Annotated in this window: 20 protein-coding genes; 12 read left to right on the top strand and 8 right to left on the bottom strand. The window is 64.4% G+C overall.

Annotated features, from left to right (window positions below; translation table 11 throughout):
* The first annotated feature begins 49 nt into the window (after positions 1-49).
* The 8 genes from OWC48_RS37610 to OWC48_RS37575 all read left to right on the top strand — a co-directional run bounded on the left by OWC48_RS37610 (position 50) and on the right by OWC48_RS37575 (position 8,610).
* Complete coding sequence (locus OWC48_RS37610; protein ID WP_282524518.1) at positions 50-997, top strand: branched-chain amino acid ABC transporter permease; 948 nt, start codon at positions 50-52, stop codon at positions 995-997.
* On the top strand, positions 994-2,274 hold the full coding sequence (locus tag OWC48_RS37605) for a branched-chain amino acid ABC transporter permease (RefSeq protein WP_282524517.1): 1,281 nt from the start codon (positions 994-996) through the stop codon (positions 2,272-2,274). Before OWC48_RS37610 ends, OWC48_RS37605 begins: the two co-directional genes overlap by 4 nt.
* 17 nt (positions 2,275-2,291) lie before the next feature.
* On the top strand, positions 2,292-3,062 hold the full coding sequence (locus tag OWC48_RS37600) for an ABC transporter ATP-binding protein (RefSeq protein WP_063985356.1): 771 nt from the start codon (positions 2,292-2,294) through the stop codon (positions 3,060-3,062).
* The gene (locus OWC48_RS37595; protein WP_282524516.1) at positions 3,062-3,757 is read left to right on the top strand and encodes an ABC transporter ATP-binding protein; all 696 of its coding nucleotides are present in this window, start codon (positions 3,062-3,064) and stop codon (positions 3,755-3,757) included. Before OWC48_RS37600 ends, OWC48_RS37595 begins: the two co-directional genes overlap by 1 nt.
* Before the next feature lie 235 nt (positions 3,758-3,992).
* Positions 3,993-5,207 carry an ABC transporter substrate-binding protein gene (locus tag OWC48_RS37590; protein WP_404979863.1) on the top strand — a complete coding sequence of 405 codons (1,215 nt, stop codon included), beginning with the start codon at positions 3,993-3,995 and terminating at the stop codon, positions 5,205-5,207.
* 103 nt (positions 5,208-5,310) lie between these two features.
* Positions 5,311-6,504: a CaiB/BaiF CoA-transferase family protein gene (locus OWC48_RS37585; protein ID WP_028158959.1), complete on the top strand. Its 1,194-nt coding sequence runs from the start codon at positions 5,311-5,313 to the stop codon at positions 6,502-6,504.
* A 107-nt stretch (positions 6,505-6,611) separates the two neighbouring features.
* Positions 6,612-6,830, top strand: a complete 219-nt coding sequence (locus OWC48_RS37580) for a hypothetical protein (RefSeq protein ID WP_282524514.1) — start codon at positions 6,612-6,614, stop codon at positions 6,828-6,830.
* A 220-nt stretch (positions 6,831-7,050) separates the two neighbouring features.
* A complete protein-coding gene (locus OWC48_RS37575) occupies positions 7,051-8,610 on the top strand; it encodes a L,D-transpeptidase (protein ID WP_282524513.1) in 1,560 nt (519 codons plus the stop codon).
* Between the two features lie 93 nt (positions 8,611-8,703).
* Here the strand turns inward: OWC48_RS37575 and OWC48_RS37570 are convergent, their stop codons facing one another.
* Both OWC48_RS37570 and OWC48_RS37565 read right to left on the bottom strand, forming a co-directional pair.
* Positions 8,704-9,108 carry a hypothetical protein gene (locus OWC48_RS37570; protein ID WP_282524512.1) on the bottom strand — a complete coding sequence of 135 codons (405 nt, stop codon included), beginning with the start codon at positions 9,106-9,108 and terminating at the stop codon, positions 8,704-8,706.
* Positions 9,109-9,262: 154 nt separating this feature from the next.
* Entirely contained in the window at positions 9,263-9,556 is a 294-nt protein-coding gene (locus OWC48_RS37565; protein ID WP_282524511.1) for a hypothetical protein, read from the bottom strand.
* Between the two features lie 267 nt (positions 9,557-9,823).
* Here OWC48_RS37565 and OWC48_RS37560 point away from each other — a divergent pair, with 267 nt between their 5' ends.
* The gene (locus OWC48_RS37560) at positions 9,824-10,789 is read left to right on the top strand and encodes a GlxA family transcriptional regulator (protein ID WP_282524510.1); all 966 of its coding nucleotides are present in this window, start codon (positions 9,824-9,826) and stop codon (positions 10,787-10,789) included.
* A gap of 13 nt (positions 10,790-10,802) precedes the next feature.
* On the opposite strand, the gene OWC48_RS37555 is transcribed toward OWC48_RS37560, so the two are convergent.
* The 5 genes from OWC48_RS37555 to OWC48_RS37535 all read right to left on the bottom strand — a co-directional run bounded on the left by OWC48_RS37555 (position 10,803) and on the right by OWC48_RS37535 (position 15,362).
* Positions 10,803-11,612, bottom strand: a complete 810-nt coding sequence (locus OWC48_RS37555; RefSeq protein WP_282524509.1) for a class I SAM-dependent methyltransferase — start codon at positions 11,610-11,612, stop codon at positions 10,803-10,805.
* 98 nt (positions 11,613-11,710) lie between these two features.
* Positions 11,711-12,250 (bottom strand): VOC family protein, encoded by a 540-nt coding sequence (locus OWC48_RS37550; RefSeq protein WP_282524508.1) that lies wholly within the window; start codon positions 12,248-12,250, stop codon positions 11,711-11,713.
* 25 nt (positions 12,251-12,275) lie between these two features.
* Positions 12,276-13,244, bottom strand: a complete 969-nt coding sequence (locus OWC48_RS37545) for a tripartite tricarboxylate transporter substrate binding protein (RefSeq protein ID WP_282524507.1) — start codon at positions 13,242-13,244, stop codon at positions 12,276-12,278.
* 12 nt (positions 13,245-13,256) lie between these two features.
* Positions 13,257-14,150 carry an MBL fold metallo-hydrolase gene (locus tag OWC48_RS37540; RefSeq protein ID WP_282524506.1) on the bottom strand — a complete coding sequence of 298 codons (894 nt, stop codon included), beginning with the start codon at positions 14,148-14,150 and terminating at the stop codon, positions 13,257-13,259.
* Between the two features lie 3 nt (positions 14,151-14,153).
* Positions 14,154-15,362 carry an ABC transporter substrate-binding protein gene (locus tag OWC48_RS37535; RefSeq protein ID WP_282524505.1) on the bottom strand — a complete coding sequence of 403 codons (1,209 nt, stop codon included), beginning with the start codon at positions 15,360-15,362 and terminating at the stop codon, positions 14,154-14,156.
* 167 nt (positions 15,363-15,529) lie between these two features.
* On the opposite strand from OWC48_RS37535, the gene OWC48_RS37530 reads away from it, so the two are divergent.
* The 3 genes from OWC48_RS37530 to OWC48_RS37520 are packed head-to-tail and all read left to right on the top strand — an operon-like array spanning position 15,530 to position 17,613.
* A complete protein-coding gene (locus OWC48_RS37530; RefSeq protein ID WP_282524504.1) occupies positions 15,530-16,228 on the top strand; it encodes a TetR/AcrR family transcriptional regulator in 699 nt (232 codons plus the stop codon).
* The gene (locus tag OWC48_RS37525; RefSeq protein WP_282524503.1) at positions 16,206-16,757 is read left to right on the top strand and encodes a carboxymuconolactone decarboxylase family protein; all 552 of its coding nucleotides are present in this window, start codon (positions 16,206-16,208) and stop codon (positions 16,755-16,757) included. Before OWC48_RS37530 ends, OWC48_RS37525 begins: the two co-directional genes overlap by 23 nt.
* Positions 16,738-17,613, top strand: a complete 876-nt coding sequence (locus tag OWC48_RS37520; RefSeq protein ID WP_404979862.1) for an SDR family NAD(P)-dependent oxidoreductase — start codon at positions 16,738-16,740, stop codon at positions 17,611-17,613. The genes OWC48_RS37525 and OWC48_RS37520 overlap by 20 nt, the downstream gene beginning before the upstream one ends.
* Before the next feature lie 59 nt (positions 17,614-17,672).
* Here OWC48_RS37520 and OWC48_RS37515 read toward each other — a convergent pair whose 3' ends face one another.
* Positions 17,673-17,972: a hypothetical protein gene (locus tag OWC48_RS37515; RefSeq protein WP_282524501.1), complete on the bottom strand. Its 300-nt coding sequence runs from the start codon at positions 17,970-17,972 to the stop codon at positions 17,673-17,675.
* Between the last annotated feature and the right edge of the window lie 47 nt (positions 17,973-18,019).

The following is an 18,019-nucleotide window of genomic DNA, read 5'->3' as shown; positions in this document are numbered from 1 at the left end:
GGGCGATGTTCACCGGGGCCATCAGGCCCCGGTCAGAGACGAGTGCGCTGTGCTTGAACTCATTGTCATTTCGACCCTGAACGGCGTGCTGTTCGGCATGCTGCTCTTCCTGCTGTCGAGCGGGCTGACCGTCATCTTCAGCATGATGGGCGTGCTCAACTTCGCACATGCCAGCTTCTACATGCTCGGCGCCTTCTTCGGCTTCCAGCTCACCAAGTGGATCGGCTTCTGGCCGGCGCTGGTGCTGGCGCCGCTGCTGGTCGGCGCCATCGGCATGGCGGTGGAGCGCTACGGCCTGCGCAACACCCACAAGCACGGCCATGTCGCGGAATTGCTGCTGACCTTCGGTCTGGCTTTTGCGATCGAAGAAATCGTGTCGATGATCTGGGGCAAGAGCCCGGTCGACTATCGCGTCCCGGCGCTGCTCGACTTCCCGGCCTTCACGATCTTCTCGACCAACTATCCCGCCTACAAGCTCTTCATGCTGGCCATGTCGGTCGTGATCTTCGTGGCGCTGCTGGTCGTGCTCAAGCGCACCCGCGTCGGCCTGATCGTGCAGGCGGCGCTGACGCATCCGCATATGGTCGGGCATCTCGGCCACAATGTCGGGCGCGTGTTCATGGTGGTGTTCGGTGTCGGCAGCGCGCTCGCCGGCATTGCCGGCGTCATTGCCGGTCCGGCCCTGGTGACGCAGTCGGACATGGCCGCGGCACTCGGGCCCATCCTGTTCGTCGTCATCGTGTTCGGTGGCCTCGGCTCCTTGCCGGGCGCTTTCATCGCCTCGCTCGTCATCGGCCTGGTGCAGACTTTTGCGGTGGCGCTGAACGGCTCGCTGGCGAGTGCGTTCGGACCGCTCGATCCGTCGACGGGACCGTCGGTCCTCACCGACATCTGGAACGTCACGATCGCGCAGGTCGCGCCGATCGTTCCCTATATGCTGCTGGTGCTCATTCTGATCGTTCGCCCCATGGGCCTGATGGGGACGCGCGAGTCATGACCGCCAAACCGATTTCGACATCGAAGCCCGCCGGCGACGGCCTGCGCTTCTACGGCGTCTGGCTGATCGGCATCGCCGCGCTGATCGTCCTGCCGCTGATCTTCTCCTCCGGCGGCTCGCTGACGTCCTTCAGCCTGATCGGCATCGCGATCGTCTTCGCGCTCTCCTACAACATCCTGCTCGGCCAGACCGGCCTGCTGTCGTTCGGTCACGCCGTTCACTATGGTCTTGGCGGTTTCGCGGCCTGCCACATGATGAATGCGGTGGTGTCGCACGGCTGGCCGATCCCGCTGCCGTTCATTCCGCTGTTCGGCGGGATCGGCGGTCTCGTCTTCGCGATCATCATCGGCTGGGTCATGACCAAGCGCGCCGGCACCGTGTTCGCGATGATCTCGCTCGGCATCGGCGAATTGGTGGCGTCGTCCTCGCTGATCCTGCGCTCGGTGTTCGGCGGCGAAGCCGGCATCACAACGGATCGCACGGCGTTGCCCAAGATGTTCGGCTGGTCGTTCGGGCCGCAGGTTCAGGTCTATTACGTCATCGCGTTCTGGCTGGTGCTGTCGGCGATTGCGATGTACGCGCTGACGCGGACGCCGCTGGGGCGGATCAGCAATGCCGTCCGCGACAATCCCGAGCGTGTCCAGTTCATCGGCTACGATCCTCACGTCGTGCGCTATCTCGCTTATTGCTTTGCCGGGTTCTTCGCGGGCGTCGCCGGCGGACTGACCGCGATCAATTTCGAGATCGCGAACTCCGCGCTGCTCGGTGCGATCCAGTCCGGTCTGGTGCTGTTCTCCACCTTCATCGGCGGCATCGCCTATTTCTTCGGGCCGATCCTCGGCGCGATCCTGGTAACCTATCTCCAGCTCGGGCTGACAGGCCTCACCAGTGTCTGGCAGCTCTATTTCGGCATCATCTTCATCGGCATCGTGATGTTCGCGCCGGGCGGTATCGCCGGCCTGTTGATGATGCACCGGCCGCTGGTTCGCGCCGGAACGCTGTGGACGGTGATCCCGTCCTATCTCGTCGCTGTTGTGCCGACCGTGGCGCTCGCCTGCGGCGTCATCCTCACCATCGAGACGGTCGCGCGCTATTCCGGCGGCGACCCGATCAACCTGTTTGGCATTCCCTTCAATGCGAAATCCCCGGTGACGTGGGTTGCCGCAGCCGTCCTCGTCGTCGGCGGCGCGTTCGTCGCGCGGCTGACCTGGCGGAGGATCGCGGACGCGTGGGACAGGGCTGCGACGGTCGCCCGTGACCGGGGGTATCTGGCATGAGCGGAGCGGTATCTGGCATGAGCGGAGCGGTGCCCGGAAAAAGCGCAGCCATCGAAGTCCGCGCCGTCGAAAAACGCTTCGGCAATGTCGGCATCATCCGCGACCTCAACCTCAGCGTCGCGAAAGGCGAGCGTCACGCCGTCATCGGCCCGAACGGCGCAGGGAAATCCACGACGTTCAATCTGATCAGCGGCCACATCAAGCCGACCTCGGGCGAGGTGAAGCTGAACGGCGATGTGATCTCCGGCCTGCGGCCGTTCGAGATCAACCGGCGCGGCCTGTCGCGCTCGTTCCAGGTCACCAACGTGTTCGCCCGCATGTCGGTCTGGGAGAACGTCCGCTGTGCCGTGCTGTGGGCGACGGGGCATCGCTACGCCTTCTGGAAGAACGTCGACAGCCTGCCGGAAGTGCGCGAGCGCACGGCCCAGATCCTGGACGACATTCATCTCACCCATCGCCGCGATGTTCCGGCGGGCCTTCTCACCTACGCCGAGCAGCGCGAGCTCGAGATCGGCATCACCATCGCGAGCGGGGCCACGGTCGTCATGCTCGACGAGCCGACCGCCGGCATGAGCCACGCCGAAACCGACCGCGCGGTGTCGCTGATCCGGCGGCTGACCGAGGGCAAGACCCTGGTCATCGTCGAGCACGACATGAGCGTGGTGTTCGGCCTTGCCGATCGCATCTCCGTGCTGGTCTACGGCCACATCATCGCATCGGGCACGCCGGAAGAGATCCGGCGCGACCCGAAGGTCAAGGAAGCCTATCTCGGCGAGGAAGCGCACTGATGCTCGAGGTCAGGGATCTCCACGCCTATTACGGCAAGAGCCACATCCTCCAGGGCGTCGACCTCGATGTCGCCGCAGGTGAGGTCGTGAGCCTGCTCGGCCGCAACGGCGTCGGCCGCTCCACCACGGTCAAGGCGATCATGGGCGAGGTCGCGCCGCAGGGCACGATCCGCTTCAAGGGCAAGGACATCGCCGGCCTTCCGAGCCACAAGATCGCGCGCCTCGGCCTCGGCTATGTCCCTGAGCATCGCGATATCTTCCCGAGCCTGACGGTTCGCCAAAACCTCCTGCTCGGCGTCAAGGACACGCGCCGTCCCGGCAAATGGCGGCTCCAGGACATGCTCGACATGTTCCCCAATCTCGCCGCGCGCGCCGATACGGCCGCGGGCGTGCTTTCGGGCGGCGAGAAGCAGATGCTCACCACCTGCCGGACGCTGATGGGCGATCCGGACCTGATCATGATCGACGAGCCGACCGAAGGTCTCGCCCCGCTGATCGTGCAGCAGGTCGGCGATCTCATCGCCCGCATCGCGCAGGCCGGCGTCGCAATCCTGCTCGTCGAGCAGAAGCTCTCGATCGCGATGCGGATCTCGAAGCGCGTCTACATCATGGGCCACGGCCGCGTCGTGTTCGAGGGGACGCCGGACGAGCTCAAGGCCAATGCCGCCGTGCGCCAGGAATGGCTCGAGGTCTGACGCGTGGCTCGAAGTCTGACGCTCACATTGTCGTGTGACGCGCGCGCAAAATAGAACGGCTGCAAGCTGCGCATACGCATCTGAATTCTTCGCTACATCTCACGCTTCATAATCAAGGTATCGTCGCGCTCGCCGGCATCGCAATCGATACGGCCGATGATAACCAAGAAGAAAGTGGAGGGCGCCGGCGGCAGCCTGTGAGCTCGCGCGTCGATGCGTCTTGCCTGGGAAGGAGATGCCGAGCATGCCGGGAAGACAACTGGTCCGTGGAGTCATTGCTCTGCTTGGGGCGCTGGGCGCAGCTTCGGCCGCGACGGCCGGAAACTACGACACCGGCGCGACCGACACGTCGATCAAGCTCGGGCAGACCATGCCCTACTCGGGACCGGCTTCCGCCTATTCCGCGATTGGCCGCGCCGAGATCGCCTATTTCAAGATGCTCAACGACAAGGGCGGCATCAACGGCCGCAAGGTCGAGCTCCTCAGCATGGACGACGCCTATTCGCCGGCGAAGACGGTGGAGCAGGTGCGGCGCCTCGCCGAGAGTGACGAGGTGCTGGCGATGTTCTCGATGCTCGGCACCGGTCCCAACATCGCCGCGCAGAAATACCTCAACGCCAAGAAGATTCCGCAGCTGTTCCCGTCGAGCGGCGCCAGCCGCTGGAACGATCCGCAGCATTTTCCCTGGACCACCGGTTCGCAGCCGACCTACCGCACGGAAGGCCGCATCTATGCCAAGTGGATTGTTGCGAACAAGCCGAATGCCAAAATCGCCGTCATCACGCCGAACGAAGATCCCGGGCGCGACTATCTCGCCGGCTTCAAGGAAGGGTTAGGGGAGCACGTCAACCAGATCGTGTCGGAGGCCACCTACGAGACATCGGATCCGACGGTGGACTCCCAGATCGTCAAGTTCAAGGCTGCCGGCGCCGATGTTGTCTTCAACGAGTGCACGCCGAAATTCGCAGCGCAGGCGATCAAGAAGATCGCGGAGCTCGGCTGGAAGCCGCAGATCATTCTGCCGGCGGTCTCCAACTCGGTCGGCTCCGTGCTGGTGCCGGCCGGGCTCGATAATGCTGTCGGCATCGTCACCGGCGCCTTCCAGAAGGATCCCGGCGATCCGCGCTGGGCCGATGATCCCGGCATGAAGGCCTGGCGCGACTGGATGAAGACGTACAATTCGGGCGCTGATCCGGCCGACATCTTCAATGTCACCGGCTACACCATGGCGCAGATGATGGAGCTGGTGCTGCAGCGCGCCGGCAACGACCTCACGCGCGCCAATTTGATGAAGCAGACGCAGTCGTTCAGGGATGTCGAATTGCCGATGCTGCTGCCGGGCATCAAGCTCAACACCTCGGCCGAGCAGGTGACGCCTATCCGGCAGTTGCAGATGGCGCGCTTCAACGGCAAGTCCTGGGAGCTGTTCGGCGACGTGATCGGCGAATAGGATCGACGTCAATGTGACGGACGGGCTGGCACCAGCCTTGCCCGCCTGTCCTGCCCGCCTGTCTTGTCCCGCAGTTGCTTCCTCCAACCACAGTGAAACGACGATGACACCGACCGGCCCCCTCAGCGGTATCCGCGTTCTCGATCTGACGAGCGTGCTGTTCGGCCCCTACGCCGCGCAGATGCTCGGCGATTGGGGCGCCGATGTCATCAAGGTCGAGCCGCCCGCGGGCGATACCTGGCGCTACACCGGCGTGTTCCGGAACCGCGGCATGAGCGGCCAGTTCATGGCCGTCAACCGCAACAAGCGCAGCCTTGCGCTCGACCTGAAGCATCCCGACGGCAAGGCGGCGCTGGCGCGACTGATCCCGACGGTCGATGCGCTCGTCACCAATGTGCGACCCGCCGCGATGGCGCGGCTCGGCTTCGGTTATGAAGCCTGCGCAAAACTCAATCCGCGTTTAATTTACGCCGCGGCGACCGGCTTCGGGCAGGACGGGCCGTGGGCAGCGCGCCCTGCATTCGACGAAATCATCCAGGCGGCTTCAGGCCTTGCGTCATCGATCGGATCGGACGAGGAGCCGGAATTTGTTCCGAGCCTGATCGGCGACAAGATCTGTGCAATGGCGATGGTCGGTGCGGTGTCTGCGGCTCTGTTCCGGCGCGAGCGCAGCGGGCAGGGCCAGATGGTCGAGGTGCCGATGCTGGAAACGATCGCGGGCTTCAACAGTATCGAGATGCTGGGCGGGCACGCGTTCGATCCGCCGATCGGCCCGACCGGCTACAAGCGGATGAAGAACCGGCGCCCGGTGCAGACCAAGGACGGCTGGCTGACGATGCTGCCTTACTCCGGAGACAATTGGTGCGCCTTCTTCGAGGCTGTCGGCCGCCCCGAACTGATCGAGGAGCTCGGGGTGCGCGATCCCGTGCTTCGTTCCCAGAACATCGACAAAGTCTACGACCGCATGAGCGAGATCGGGCCGACCCGCACCACCGCGGAGTGGGAGGAGCTATTGCTGCGGCTGGACGTGCCGCACACCGCCTTCGCCCGGCTCACCGAGATCGGCGAGCAGCCGCATCTCGCCGCCGTCGCGCTGTTTGCGGATATCGATCATCCCTCGGAAGGCCGAATCCGGCAGGCGCGGCCCGCGACGAAATTCTCGGAAAGCCCGGCCGGCATCCATCGCATGGCGCCGCGCCTCGGCGAGCACTCGCGTGAGGTGCTGCGCGAGGCCGGCCTGAGCGATGCGGAAATCCAGGCCGCGGTCGACAGCAAGGCGGTCGGGGTCGCGTCTTGAGCCGGCCGGTGTTCAGGAACCGTCGCGCATCTCTGTGATGACGGTCACATCCTGCGGTCTCGGGCGGGCCTAGCGTAGGTCTGTTCATCTTCGCCCCGGATACGGTCATGACCGCCACCGACTTTGCTTTCGTTTTGCGCAAGCTGGGTCTTGCCGCTGCCCTCATCTGCGTCCTCCTGAGCGTTACCGTGTTCGCGGTCCTGCTGATCGTGGAGCACGAACCGGTCGGGCAGGCTGCCGCGCACGCTCTGCCGCTCATGGTGTATGCGCTGTTCGGCCTGTTCGGCGCTGCAATGACACGGCTGATCGGGCGCCGAACCCCCTAGCCGGACATTGTGCCGCAGCGATTCGTGACCAGCCCCGGGCCAGCCCCGGCCCCAGGCCACCTTCCGCCTGCGCGAGCCCTCGTATATGAGAGATTTGCCGCCTGATAGGTCCGAATATTGCCGGATACGGAACGCAAGGTGGCTGGGAATTCTTAATCCAAAGATCGCAATCTGACGTGATCGACGGAAGGCGCGGACTGGTACTGGACCGGGGAATGGCATGAAAGACCTGATGACGACGGCGCAATCCACCACGGCGATGCGGCGTTGGCGGCCCCCCGGACTTGCTGTGCTCGCAACGGCCGTTGCCCTGACGGCGCTGATCGGAAGCGCCGAGGCGGCCAAGCAGGCCCGCCAGCCGGCCGAGGCGGTGGCGCCGCGCGAGGCCGGCGAGCCGATCATGGCGATCGTGTCGATCAAGAGCCAGCAGGTCACTTTCTACGATTCCGACGGCTGGATCCTGCGCGCGCCGGTGTCCACCGGCACCACGGGACGCGAGACGCCGGCCGGCGTCTTCGCCGTCGTCGAGAAGGACAAGGACCACCGCTCGACCATGTATGACGATGCCTGGATGCCCAACATGCAGCGCATCACCTGGAATGGCATCGCGCTGCATGGCGGGCCGCTGCCGGGCTATGCCGCTTCGCACGGCTGCGTGCGGATGCCCTTCGGCTTTGCCGAGGGGCTGTTCGACAAGACCAACATCGGCATGCGCGTGATCATCTCGCCGAACGACGCGGCCCCGATCGATTTCACTCATCCCTCGCTGTTCGTGCCGAAGCGCGAGGCCATCGCGGCCGTGCCGGGCCGGGCCGACAAGCTCTCCGCTGAAGCCGAGGAGGCGGTCCAGGCTGCCGCCGAGGCCAAGAAGGCTGCGGCCGCGGCCGCGAAGGAGGCCGCGTCGCTTCCCGCGTCGCTGCGCAAGCTGGAACAGCAGAAGGCCAAGGCCGATTCCGAGCTCGCCTTCGCCGACAAGAAGATCGCGGCCGCCAAGACCGATCAGGCGCGGGCGCAGGCCGAGGAGCTGAAGCAGAAGGTTGCGACCAAGGCCGCCGACGCTGCGTCGGCGCTCGATGCCGCCAAGGCCGCCGCGCAGCCGAAGCGCGACGCCGTTGCTGTCACCAAGGAGGCCGCAAAGGTCGCGGCAAGCAGGAAGGCCGACGCCGTGACGGCTGCAACCGACGCCAAGCTCGCCCTCGAGCCGGTGTCCGTTTACATCAGCCGCGCGACGCAGAAGCTCTACGTGCGGCGGAACACGCACAAGCCGGCGCCGGATGGCGGCGGCGAAGTGTTCGACACCAGCATCGAGGTGCCCGTCACCATCCGCAATCCCGACCAGCCGCTCGGCACGCACATCTTCACCGCGATGGCGAAGACCGATACCAGCCTGCGCTGGAGCGTGGTCACGATCGAGGACAGCGACAACGCCAAGGACGCGCTCGACCGCATCACCATTCCGCAGGACGTCTGGGATCGCGTCGGGCCGACGGCATTGCCGCGTTCGTCGATCATCATCTCCGACGAGCCGCTGAGCGCCGAGACCAACTACCGCACCGAGTTCGTCGCGGTGCTGAGCAATCATCCGCAGGGTGGCTTCATCACCCGCAAGCCGACCGCGCCGCCCCCGATGGAAATGGCAAGCGACGAGGGCTGGGGCAATGGCGGCAACGGCTTCGGCTTCTTCTTCCAGCAGCCGAACCCGCAGCCCGTGAATCCGCGCCGCCGCGGCCAGTATCAGTATTATCAGCCGGCGCAGCCGATGCAGCGGGGCTTTTGGTAGGACGCCGCACGCGTTGGGCCGCCGTCGTCGCCTGAGCTGAACATAGCTGTCGTCGGCGACCGCAGCGGCGCCGACGACGGGCATTCCGGCTGTCTACTGTGGACCCGTCGACATGCCCTGCAACTGCCGAAGCGGATTGAGCGGGCCAAGCGGGATCAGCTCGAAGCTCATGAGATGAGCCTGGCCCAGGGGCAGCTTTTCGAGCATGTCATGAGCGGCCGCGATATCCGTGACGTTCAGGATGAACGCGACGCCGACACGATTTTGCAGCGAGTACCACTGGTCGATTTTGCCATCGAGATAGAGCTTCACCGTCTCGCGCACTTCCGTCGGCAGGATGGCGCGCGCGGCCGCGGCATCGGCGCCGGGGTTGATCGTGCCGATTGCAAGAATGCGAGTGGTCGGTGTCGGTGGCGTGGGTGACTGCGCGCGTCCGGGGACGGCGTAGGTCAGGCACAGGGCGAATGCCAGGAGACCGGCAGCGAGTGTAAGCTTCATTTGAAATCCTCCATGTCACGAGGTTTACGCTCTTCATTTAGTCATGCTTCGCCGGCAGCGATTTGCCGCACGTTGCATCGCCGCCGTGGAACGGCGGCGATGCGGGCCGGTTCGGAAGGTTGATGGAAGCGTCGCGTGTCGGCCCGACGCGCGGTCACTTGCCCTGGATGAGCATGCCCAGCGGCGCGAGCGGACCCACCTGCATCAGCTCGTAGGTGGCGAAGCCGTCGGTGACGAGCGGCAATGCTTCCACGGTCGCCTTGGCCTGTTCGATGGATTCGACGTTCATCAGGAAGACCACGCCTGGCTTGTCCTGGCGAAACCAGAACTGCTCGATCTTCCCGTCGAGATACAGCTTGAGCGTGGCCGGCACTTCCCTCGGCATGATCTGCTGCCGCTGCTCCGGTGTCGGTGCCTTGCCGATGGTGCCGATGGCGATGACTTTCATGTGGGCTCCTTTGGATTGCTGGTTGTCAGTGGACGGCATCGGATCAAAAGGACCTCTCGCAATGTTGGCAGAAACGCCATTTTTAGAGGCGTTTGCGCCATAGCTTCCTAGAGCGCGCATCTGGAATAGCGTTGTTTATTCAGATGATTGCTTCTATCTATCGATCGCTATGAAGGAATTCGTTCCGGTTGCCGTTGCATCGCAAGCTAGGCTTGCTTCCGTTCGAACGGTATTGTCGTAAACGACAACTTTGAGAGCGTTTCCGCCATGCGCATTCAATTGCTCGCCCTGGAGGGATTTTGGGACACCGGGCTGACCGTGACGCTCGATGCGTTCACGATCGCCAACAATTTCGCAGCCGCCCAAACGGGCGGAGCGCCCCATTTCGATGTCTCAATTGTCGGCGTGCGGAAGAAGGTCCGATCCGGGCAGGGCTTTGCGATCCCCGTCAAATCGGTAACGTCCGATCTGAAGCCGGACTGGGTCATCGTGCCGGCGTTGAATACCAGCCGGCCGGAACAGCTGATTCCGGCGCTCGACCGGCGCGATGTCAGAGAGGCAGTGAAACAGCTCCAGTCCTGGTACGCCGAGGGCGCGCGCATCGCCGCGTCCTGCATCGGTACCTTCGTGCTGGCGGAGGCGGCGCTGCTTGATGGACGGGACGCGACCACAACGTGGTGGCTGTCCCCCTTGTTTCGCCAACGCTACCCCAATGTTCGTCTCGATGAGACACGCATGCTGGTGACATCGGACCGCGTCGTCACGGCGGGCGCTGCGATGGGGCATCTCGATCTTGCGCTGTGGTTCATACGCCAGGCGAGCCCCGAGCTCGCGGCCGTCGTGTCGCGTTATCTGCTCGCCGACCTGCGCTCCCTGCAGGCGCCCTTCATCATTCCCAATCACCTCGCGCAGGCCGATCCGCTCATCCAGCGTTTCGAGCGCTGGGCGCGCGAGCATCTCAAGCAAGGGTTTTCGCTGCAGGACGCTGCCAGTGCGCTCGCGACGAGCGCACGCACCTTGCAGCGCCGGTGCGAGTCGGTGCTCGGTAAGTCTCCGCTCTCCTACTTTCAGGATCTGCGAGTCGAGCGCGCGCAGTCGCTGCTGCATGGCAGTGGTCTCGACGTCGATGCGATCGCCGCCGAGGTCGGCTATGAGGACGGCGCGACGCTCCGGACGCTCTTGCGGGAACGGCTTGGACGCGGCGTGCGCGAGCTTCGCGCAAACCTGCGCTGAGGGCCCGCACCTACTACCGCGCCTCGATCACGATCGCCTGAATTTTGCCTTCGACCGCTCCGGACCCATGGCGCGATCGGAGCGCCTCGGCGACGAGGTCGGTTGCTGCCTGAAGCTTGCTGGCATCCCTGGCCTCGATCTCGTTTCGAAGCGGCGTTCCCTGGCAGTATGCGAACGCCACATACTCGGCCGACGGCGCGCGGCTCACCGCAGCAAGCGTTTCGATCGAGATGTGGCGGAAGCCCGCTTGTTCCAGGTCGACTCTGATAATGGCCTTGTCGTGATAGCCATGCGGCGTTCGCACCATGAAACGGGGCGGATCATCGGGAAACAGTTTTCCGAGCGCGGCGGTGGCGTCATCAGCGAACACGTTCTCCTCGATGCGGTCCCAGACGTTGAATACGAACGTGCCTTCCGGCCGCAATACCCGCTTTGCCTCGGCATAGCCTTTGACACGGTCGGGAAAGAACATGACGCCGAACTGGCAGCAGACCGCGTCGAACGCGGCGTCGCCAAAGGGCAGGGCGGTGGCATCCGCCTGACGCCATGTCATGCGCGGGTCCTCACCCTGGCGCTGCGCCGCGATCGCGAGCATCGGCTCGTTGAGATCGGTTGCGACGTAACGGATGCCGGGAGGCCGCGCCGCGGTCACAGCCCGCGTAAGGGCGCCGGTACCTGCCGCGGTTTCCAGTATCGTCGACGGGGAAAGAGCCGCGATACGCTTCGCGATGTCGGCGGCGTAGTGGGCAAAGATCAGCGGGACGAGATACTCGTCGTAGATTTTCGGAATCGAGCCGGCAAAAACCTTGTCAGTGTCGGACATGCTTGCCTCGCTGAAGGTTCGGACACGAGCTTCATGCTACCATGGATGTGGTCTCACTACACCAGCAGCCTCTTCCTGGCGCAAGCCGGCGATCGGAGCTACGATTTCGCTCCGCCGACCTCGCGGATCGCCCGCGTTCCGTCCCAGGTCATGGCTGCCTGCCGGACCTTCTCGAAGAACGGCCCCTTGGTGCCGCTGATGTCGGAGATCTCGATCACCGTGCCCGGGTGGGCCTGCGTGTCGAAATAGGCAAAGCGCCCCCTGTCGCCGCCGATCTGGCCCTCATGGCCGACCTTGTAGCCGAGCCCGATCGCCTTGTCGTAGAGCGCCCGGTAGTCATGGCTCCAGTAGGACATGTGCTGCAGGCCTTCGTGGCCGGCGTCGAGGAACTCCCTGTACAGCGAGGGGGCGTCGTTGCGCTGCTGGATCAGCTCGATCTGAAGATCGCCGGAATTGGCCAGCGCAATGCTCATCTCGACCGCGGAATCCCGGCCGCGATGGCGGAACCAGTCGGTCTTGACGCGGTCCATGTAGTACCAGGGACCGACGCCCATCACCTCGATCCAGTGCTTCATCGCGGCGTGAATATCCCGCACCACATATCCGTTCTGGCGCACCGCGCCGAAGATGCGGCTCATGCCCGCGCTCCTGTTGTCGTGTTGCTCACTTGACTTCGATCCCCGCATCCTTGGCAACCTGCTTCCAGGCCGCGATGTCGCGGGCGTTGATGTCGCGCTGCTCGTCGCCCGGCACGAATTGAGGCGTGATGCCGAGCCCCAGAAGCTTCTCCTTCACCTCGGTATCGCCGAGCGCGTCCTTCAGCGCCACCGACAATTTCTGTGCGATCGGCGACGCGAGACCCGCAGGCGCATACATCGCCCAGGACAGGCTGCGGTCGAACGGTACGCCCTGTTCTTTGTAGCTCGCGATATCGGGCAGGCTTGGCGAGCGCTCGCCACAGGCGGCCAGCGCCTTGATCGAACCGTCCTTCACCAGCGGCGTTGCGGTCGCCACGTCGAGTGTCGCCAGCGAGATGTGGCCGCCGAGCAGGTCGCCGGCGAGCTTTGCGATGCCGTTGAACGGCACGTGCTCCATCTTGATGCCGGTCTGCTGCATCAGGATTTCCGCGCAGAACTGCCCGGTCGACCCGATGCCCCAGCTGCCATACTGGATCGCCTCGCCCTTCTTGGCCAGTGCGATCAGGCCCTTGATGTCATTGGCGGCAAAACCCTTGGTCGCCACCAGAATGATCGAGGAGACGCCGACGCGCCCGATCGTCGTAAAATCCTTGATCGAATCGTAGGGCAGTTTCGGATAGATCGCCGGCGCCAGCACATGCGTGGTCATGCCGCCGACGGTGATGGTGTAGCCGTCATTCGCAGAAGTCGCGACCATTTGCGTGCCGAGCGTGCCGGCAGCGCCGGTGTGGTTCTCGATATAGATGCTCTGTCCGAGCGTCTTGCCCATCTTGTCGGCGAGCAGCCGGCCGACGACGTCGCCGCCGCCGCCGGCCGCGTAGGGCAATAGCATCCTGATCTTGCGTGTCGGGTAGACGGCGGGATCTTCGGCGTGCGATGGCAGCGCCATCGACAGCAATGCGAGAAACGAAAGCGTGACGGTGCGCTGCATCATGATGGCATTCCCCTAATCCTCGAAACGAAATCTGTAGGCATGGCCGTGCCGGATCACGCGCCCGGCGGTCGGCGCTGGAAAATGGCCGGTGAGGAGATAGCTCGGCGTGTCCGCGAGCTCTTCCAGCAGCGCCATCCGCGTCGCGACCGCGGCGGCCGGATCGACGTCGGCGGCGTTCGACAGCCACGGCGCGGCGCACTGGATGGGATGGTGGATGACGTCGCCCGACATCACCGCATGATCGTGGCTGCCATTGAGGTGGATCTGCATGTTGCCGGCGGTGTGGCCGGGTGCTGGGGCGAAGCGCAGGGCGGCGTCGCGATCGTCGAACAGGCGATGGTCGGTCTCGACCAATTCGGCGAGGCCGGCGGCGACCACCGGCAACACGGAATCCTCGAACGAGCCGTGGTTCACGGGGTTCTTCGGCGCGGCATTGTGCGCTGCCTCGAAGTGACGATATTCGGCGCGTGCCATCAGATAGCGCGCCCTGGGGAAGGTCGGTACCCAGCGGCCGTCCACGAGGCGCGTGTTCCAGCCGACGTGGTCGACATGCAGATGCGTGCACATCACGAAGTCGACCTCTTCAGGGGCGACGCCGAGCGCCCGCATGTTTGCGAGGTAAGGCTGGTTGAGGTTGTTCCACACAGGAACGCGCGGCCGGGGCTTGTGATTGCCGCAGCAGGTGTCGACGATGGCGGTCCAGCGCGGCGTGCGGACGAGATAGGAGTGGTGGCTGAGGATGAAGCGGCCGGTCTCCGGCTCGATATAGCGATGATCGAGCCAGCTCCGGTTCTCCGCGATCACGGCGTCGGTGACGTTGGCGAACAGCCAAGTCTTGTCGAAGGCAAGCGAAGGGATCTCGCTGACGAGATCCACCCGCATGCTGCCGATCTTGACCTGCCGCATGCTTTAGTTCTTCAGGAGGTCGCCGAACGGCACCCAGCGCGTGCCGTCGAAGCGGATGAGCTGAAGGCTCGTCATCGGCGTGTAATGCTCGGGCGAATTGTTGACCGCTGTGCCGTTGATCAGCATCGGCAGGCGCACGTTTTTGAGCGTCGTCGCCTGCTTCATCACATTCGCGCGGGTGAGGTCGTTTCCTGAGGCCTTCAGCACTGTCACCAGCGTCTGCGCGATGGTGTAGCCATAGACATTCAGCCAGTCGCTCTTGTTGGCGTCGGGCAGGTACTTGTCCATGAACGCCAGCCATTCCTTATAACCGGCATCGTCCTTCGATGCGGGATCGGTGGCGTCTTTCAGGTACTGGCTGGAGATCACGCCGGTGGAATTGTCCTTGCCGGCCGGCTCCAGCACGCCGCTGATCGAGGCCGAGACGTTGGAGATGATGGTCGTGGGCTTCCAGCCGATCTCGCCGATCTTGCGGATCGCCTGCGCGGCAAATTTCGGCGTCGCCGCCACCAGCACGACCTCCGCGCCGGCAGTCTTCAGTTGCAGGATTTGGGTGTCGACGGTCGGTGCCGAGGTCTCGTAGGCCGCGCGCGCGACAATGGCCTCGCCGCTGCCGAGCCCTTCCTCCAACGCCTTCAGATAATCCTTGCCGAGATCGTCGTTCTGGTAGAGCACGCCGATCTTCGCATTGGCATGGCTCGCCTTGATGTATTTGGCGTAGGCGATCGCCTCGTCGCGATAGGTCGGCTGCCAGCCGACGGTCCACGGAAAGTTCTTGGGATCGTCCCATTTCGCGGCGCCAGAGCCCAGGAAGAGCTGCGGCACCTTGCGGTCGTTGAGATATTTGTGCACGGCGCTGTTGGTCGGCGTGCCAACGCCGCCGAAGATCAGCAGCACCTCCTCGCTCTCGACCAGCCGTCGCGTCTGCTCCACCGTCTTCGGCGGGCTGTAGGCATCATCGGCGATGATCATCTGGATGCGGCGCCCGTTGACGCCGCCGTCGTCGTTCACCTTGCGGAAATAGGCCTCCGCCGATTTCGCGATCTGCGCGAAGGCCGAGACCGGTCCGCTCAGCGGCGCCGTGGTGCCGATCTTGATCGTCTTGTCGTCGGCGCCGGGATCGTACTTGCTTTGGGCAGAGGCGGTGCCGGCTGCGAGCAGCGGCAACAGGATGCAGGCCGCACGAAGGCAAAGGCGGGCAAAGCGCGCCATGAGGTCGTCTCCCCAAAATCGCTCTCCGCCTCTCATTGGAGCGGAGTTGAAACGCGAGAACAGCGCCCGAAGCGGACTTGCGGGCCGCGATCGTTGCCGCCAGACTGGCGAAACGAACGATCGTTCGTACGGTTGACTAGCGAACGATCGTTCGTTAGTCAAGCCATATGGCTGTCCACACCTCCAGCGCGGCGGAAGCGGCTGCGCCCACGACCCGCGAGCGCATCCTCTCCGAAGCGCTCAATCTGTTCGCGCAGAGCGGCTATGGCGGCGCCTCGATGCGCGAGCTTGCACGGCGCGTCGGTATCCGCGAGAGCAGCCTCTACAATCATTTCTCCGGCAAGGCCGCGATCCTCGAAGCGATCGTGGCCGAGCACGGCCCCGCCAGTTCGGCGAGCCGATTGGAAGAGCCGCGCTACAAGCAGCTCGCGCGCCAGCCCGCTGCGTTTTGCCGCCAGTTCGCGCTTGATCTCGTCGAGCAATGGTCCGACCCGCGCGAGCATCAGTTCCAGAAAGTCATCACGGCCGAGCGTAACCGCGTGCCGGGTATCCGCGCCAAATTCGCCGACCATTTCTACGCGCGCGAGCAGAGCATGATGACCGATTACTTCCGCGGCTTTGCGCTTGCGGGCTTGGTCAAGACGCCCGATCCCCGTGAGACCGCGCGGTTGTTCGCGGCCGGCCTGATTTATATCCGCCTCGAGCATTACGTGATGGGCGCGACGCCCTCGCCACGGCCGAATGTGATCGAGGCGATCGACCGCTATCTCGCCTTCTTCCTGTCGCTGATTGCGGCGGGCAACGACGAAGACAACAAGAAACGAAAACCCAAGGGAGAGACGCGTGGCAAGGCTGCCCCTGATTGATCCGGAGACGACGGGCGGCGACATCCGCGCCTCGTTCGACCGCATGCCGGTCAAGCTCAACATCTTTCGCATGATGGCCCATGCCGAGGCCAACATGATCCCGGCGATGCGGCTCGGCAATTCGATCCTGCACAAGCAGAAGCTTTCAGCGGTCAACCGCGAGCTGCTGATCCTCCAGGCGGCGCAGCTCGAAGGCGGCGCCTATGAATGGCGCCAGCACGTGCCGATCGCGCTCGGCGTCGGCTGCACGCAAGGCCAGATCGATGCCGTCGAGCGCAGCGACTACGATGCCGCCGCGCTAAGCGAGGCTGAGCGTGCCTTGCTGAAGTTCGGCCGAGAGGTGGTGGAGAATGTTCGCGTGCCCGAGGCGACCTTCACTGTCGCGCGAAAACATTTCAGCGACCAGGAGATCGTCGAATCCATCGTCGCACTCGGCTTCTACATGATGATGGCGCGCCTCACCGAGGCGACCGAGACCGATCTCGATCCCGCGGCCGGCATGAAGGTCTATGACGGCGGCAGGAAGTAGGGCGGCTGAGATGGCGGAAATCGAGAGCAAGCCGGAACGCTACGTCCGTCCGCCGAGCGCGGAGTCATTGGGCGAGGCGCCGGGCAGGGAGCGCCTGAAAGGGCGCCGCATCCTGATCGTCGGCGGCGGCCAGCGCGTGTTCGATGCGGCCACCGATCCGATCGGCAATGGCCGCGCCATGAGCATCTTGTGCGCACGCGAGGGCGCGAAGGTGGCGGTGGCCGACCTTAACCACACCTCTGCCCGGCAGACCGTCAAGCACATCACCGACGAAGGCGGCGAGGGTTTTGCCATTGCGGCCGACGTGACGTCGGAGGCCGACGTCCAGGGCATGATCGAGGAGGCTCATCGCGCCATGGGCGGCCTCGACGGCATGGTGCTGAACATCGGCACCTTCGGCAAGACTGGGCTCGACGCCGTTAGTCCCGAGGAGTGGAACAGGATCTACGACGTCAACGTCCGCGGTCCCATGCTCTGTTGCCGCGCGGCGATGCCGAAATTCGACAATGGCGGCGCCATCGTCTTCATCTCCTCGATCGCCGCGCTGAAAGCGGGATCGCAGATGGCGGTGTACGACTCTTCAAAAGCCGCGCTCGGCGGCCTGATGCGCAACATCGCCCATCTCGGATCGCGCCGCGGCATCCGCGCCAATCTCGTCTATCCCGGCCTCGTCGATACCCCCAACGGCCGCGAAGCCGGCGCCGGCCGCCCCTCGCGCGGCAAGGGCCACGTCCCCTTCGGCCGCCAGGCGACTGCATGGGAGATCGCCTATGCCGTACTGTTCTTCCTGTCGGATGAAAGCGTCTACGTCACCGCGCAAACGCTCGCGGTCGATAGCGGCCTGAGCGGGATGTGAGACGCCAGCGCAATCCGGCGCCGCGGGATTCGATGCCCCGACGAAGCAGAACTTTTGCTTTATTGCGGTGAGTCCGCATTCGTCGGAGTTTGCGATGCGCTCATCTGCTCGAGTGCTTCCAGGAGGGCCTCGCAGGCCCGCTCGGCCTCGGCGAAGGTACTGAAGGGGGAGCCGCCAAGCTTGATCGCGGACTTGTTTTCTTCGACGGGTCGCCATGAGGCAACCAGGCCCGGCTTTCCATGAAGGCCAGGACCGGTGCGGCTTTCGTTACTGATCACAAACGAAAATCCGCTGCTGCACGCCATCCAGATTTCAAGTGCGTTCACCGGAGTCTCGACGCGAGTAAAATGCAGGGCCATGTCTCTCTCCAGAGTTTGCTCCGCAGAATTGGCCACGGGTGCAAGCC

The organism is Bradyrhizobium sp. Arg816, from assembly GCF_029989365.1.
In the GTDB taxonomy this organism is placed as follows: Bacteria; Pseudomonadota; Alphaproteobacteria; order Rhizobiales; family Xanthobacteraceae; genus Bradyrhizobium.
Note: the sequence above shows the minus strand (reverse complement) of the source record. Positions and strands in the feature narration are given on the sequence as shown.

Excerpts from the sequence above, each read along its gene's own strand:
- OWC48_RS37605 (WP_282524517.1), top strand. The coding sequence starts at position 994 with ATGACCGCCAAACCGATTTCGACATCGAAGCCCGCCGGCGACGGCCTG.
- OWC48_RS37600 (WP_063985356.1), top strand. The coding sequence starts at position 2,292 with ATGAGCGGAGCGGTGCCCGGAAAAAGCGCAGCCATCGAAGTCCGCGCC.
- OWC48_RS37595 (WP_282524516.1), top strand. The coding sequence starts at position 3,062 with ATGCTCGAGGTCAGGGATCTCCACGCCTATTACGGCAAGAGCCACATC.
- OWC48_RS37590 (WP_404979863.1), top strand. The coding sequence starts at position 3,993 with ATGCCGAGCATGCCGGGAAGACAACTGGTCCGTGGAGTCATTGCTCTG.
- OWC48_RS37585 (WP_028158959.1), top strand. The coding sequence starts at position 5,311 with ATGACACCGACCGGCCCCCTCAGCGGTATCCGCGTTCTCGATCTGACG.
- OWC48_RS37580 (WP_282524514.1), top strand. The coding sequence starts at position 6,612 with ATGACCGCCACCGACTTTGCTTTCGTTTTGCGCAAGCTGGGTCTTGCC.
- OWC48_RS37575 (WP_282524513.1), top strand. The coding sequence starts at position 7,051 with ATGAAAGACCTGATGACGACGGCGCAATCCACCACGGCGATGCGGCGT.
- OWC48_RS37570 (WP_282524512.1), bottom strand. The coding sequence starts at position 9,108 with ATGAAGCTTACACTCGCTGCCGGTCTCCTGGCATTCGCCCTGTGCCTG.
- OWC48_RS37565 (WP_282524511.1), bottom strand. The coding sequence starts at position 9,556 with ATGAAAGTCATCGCCATCGGCACCATCGGCAAGGCACCGACACCGGAG.
- OWC48_RS37560 (WP_282524510.1), top strand. The coding sequence starts at position 9,824 with ATGCGCATTCAATTGCTCGCCCTGGAGGGATTTTGGGACACCGGGCTG.
- OWC48_RS37555 (WP_282524509.1), bottom strand. The coding sequence starts at position 11,612 with ATGTCCGACACTGACAAGGTTTTTGCCGGCTCGATTCCGAAAATCTAC.
- OWC48_RS37550 (WP_282524508.1), bottom strand. The coding sequence starts at position 12,250 with ATGAGCCGCATCTTCGGCGCGGTGCGCCAGAACGGATATGTGGTGCGG.
- OWC48_RS37545 (WP_282524507.1), bottom strand. The coding sequence starts at position 13,244 with ATGATGCAGCGCACCGTCACGCTTTCGTTTCTCGCATTGCTGTCGATG.
- OWC48_RS37540 (WP_282524506.1), bottom strand. The coding sequence starts at position 14,150 with ATGCGGCAGGTCAAGATCGGCAGCATGCGGGTGGATCTCGTCAGCGAG.
- OWC48_RS37535 (WP_282524505.1), bottom strand. The coding sequence starts at position 15,362 with ATGGCGCGCTTTGCCCGCCTTTGCCTTCGTGCGGCCTGCATCCTGTTG.
- OWC48_RS37530 (WP_282524504.1), top strand. The coding sequence starts at position 15,530 with ATGGCTGTCCACACCTCCAGCGCGGCGGAAGCGGCTGCGCCCACGACC.
- OWC48_RS37520 (WP_404979862.1), top strand. The coding sequence starts at position 16,738 with ATGACGGCGGCAGGAAGTAGGGCGGCTGAGATGGCGGAAATCGAGAGC.
- OWC48_RS37515 (WP_282524501.1), bottom strand. The coding sequence starts at position 17,972 with ATGGCCCTGCATTTTACTCGCGTCGAGACTCCGGTGAACGCACTTGAA.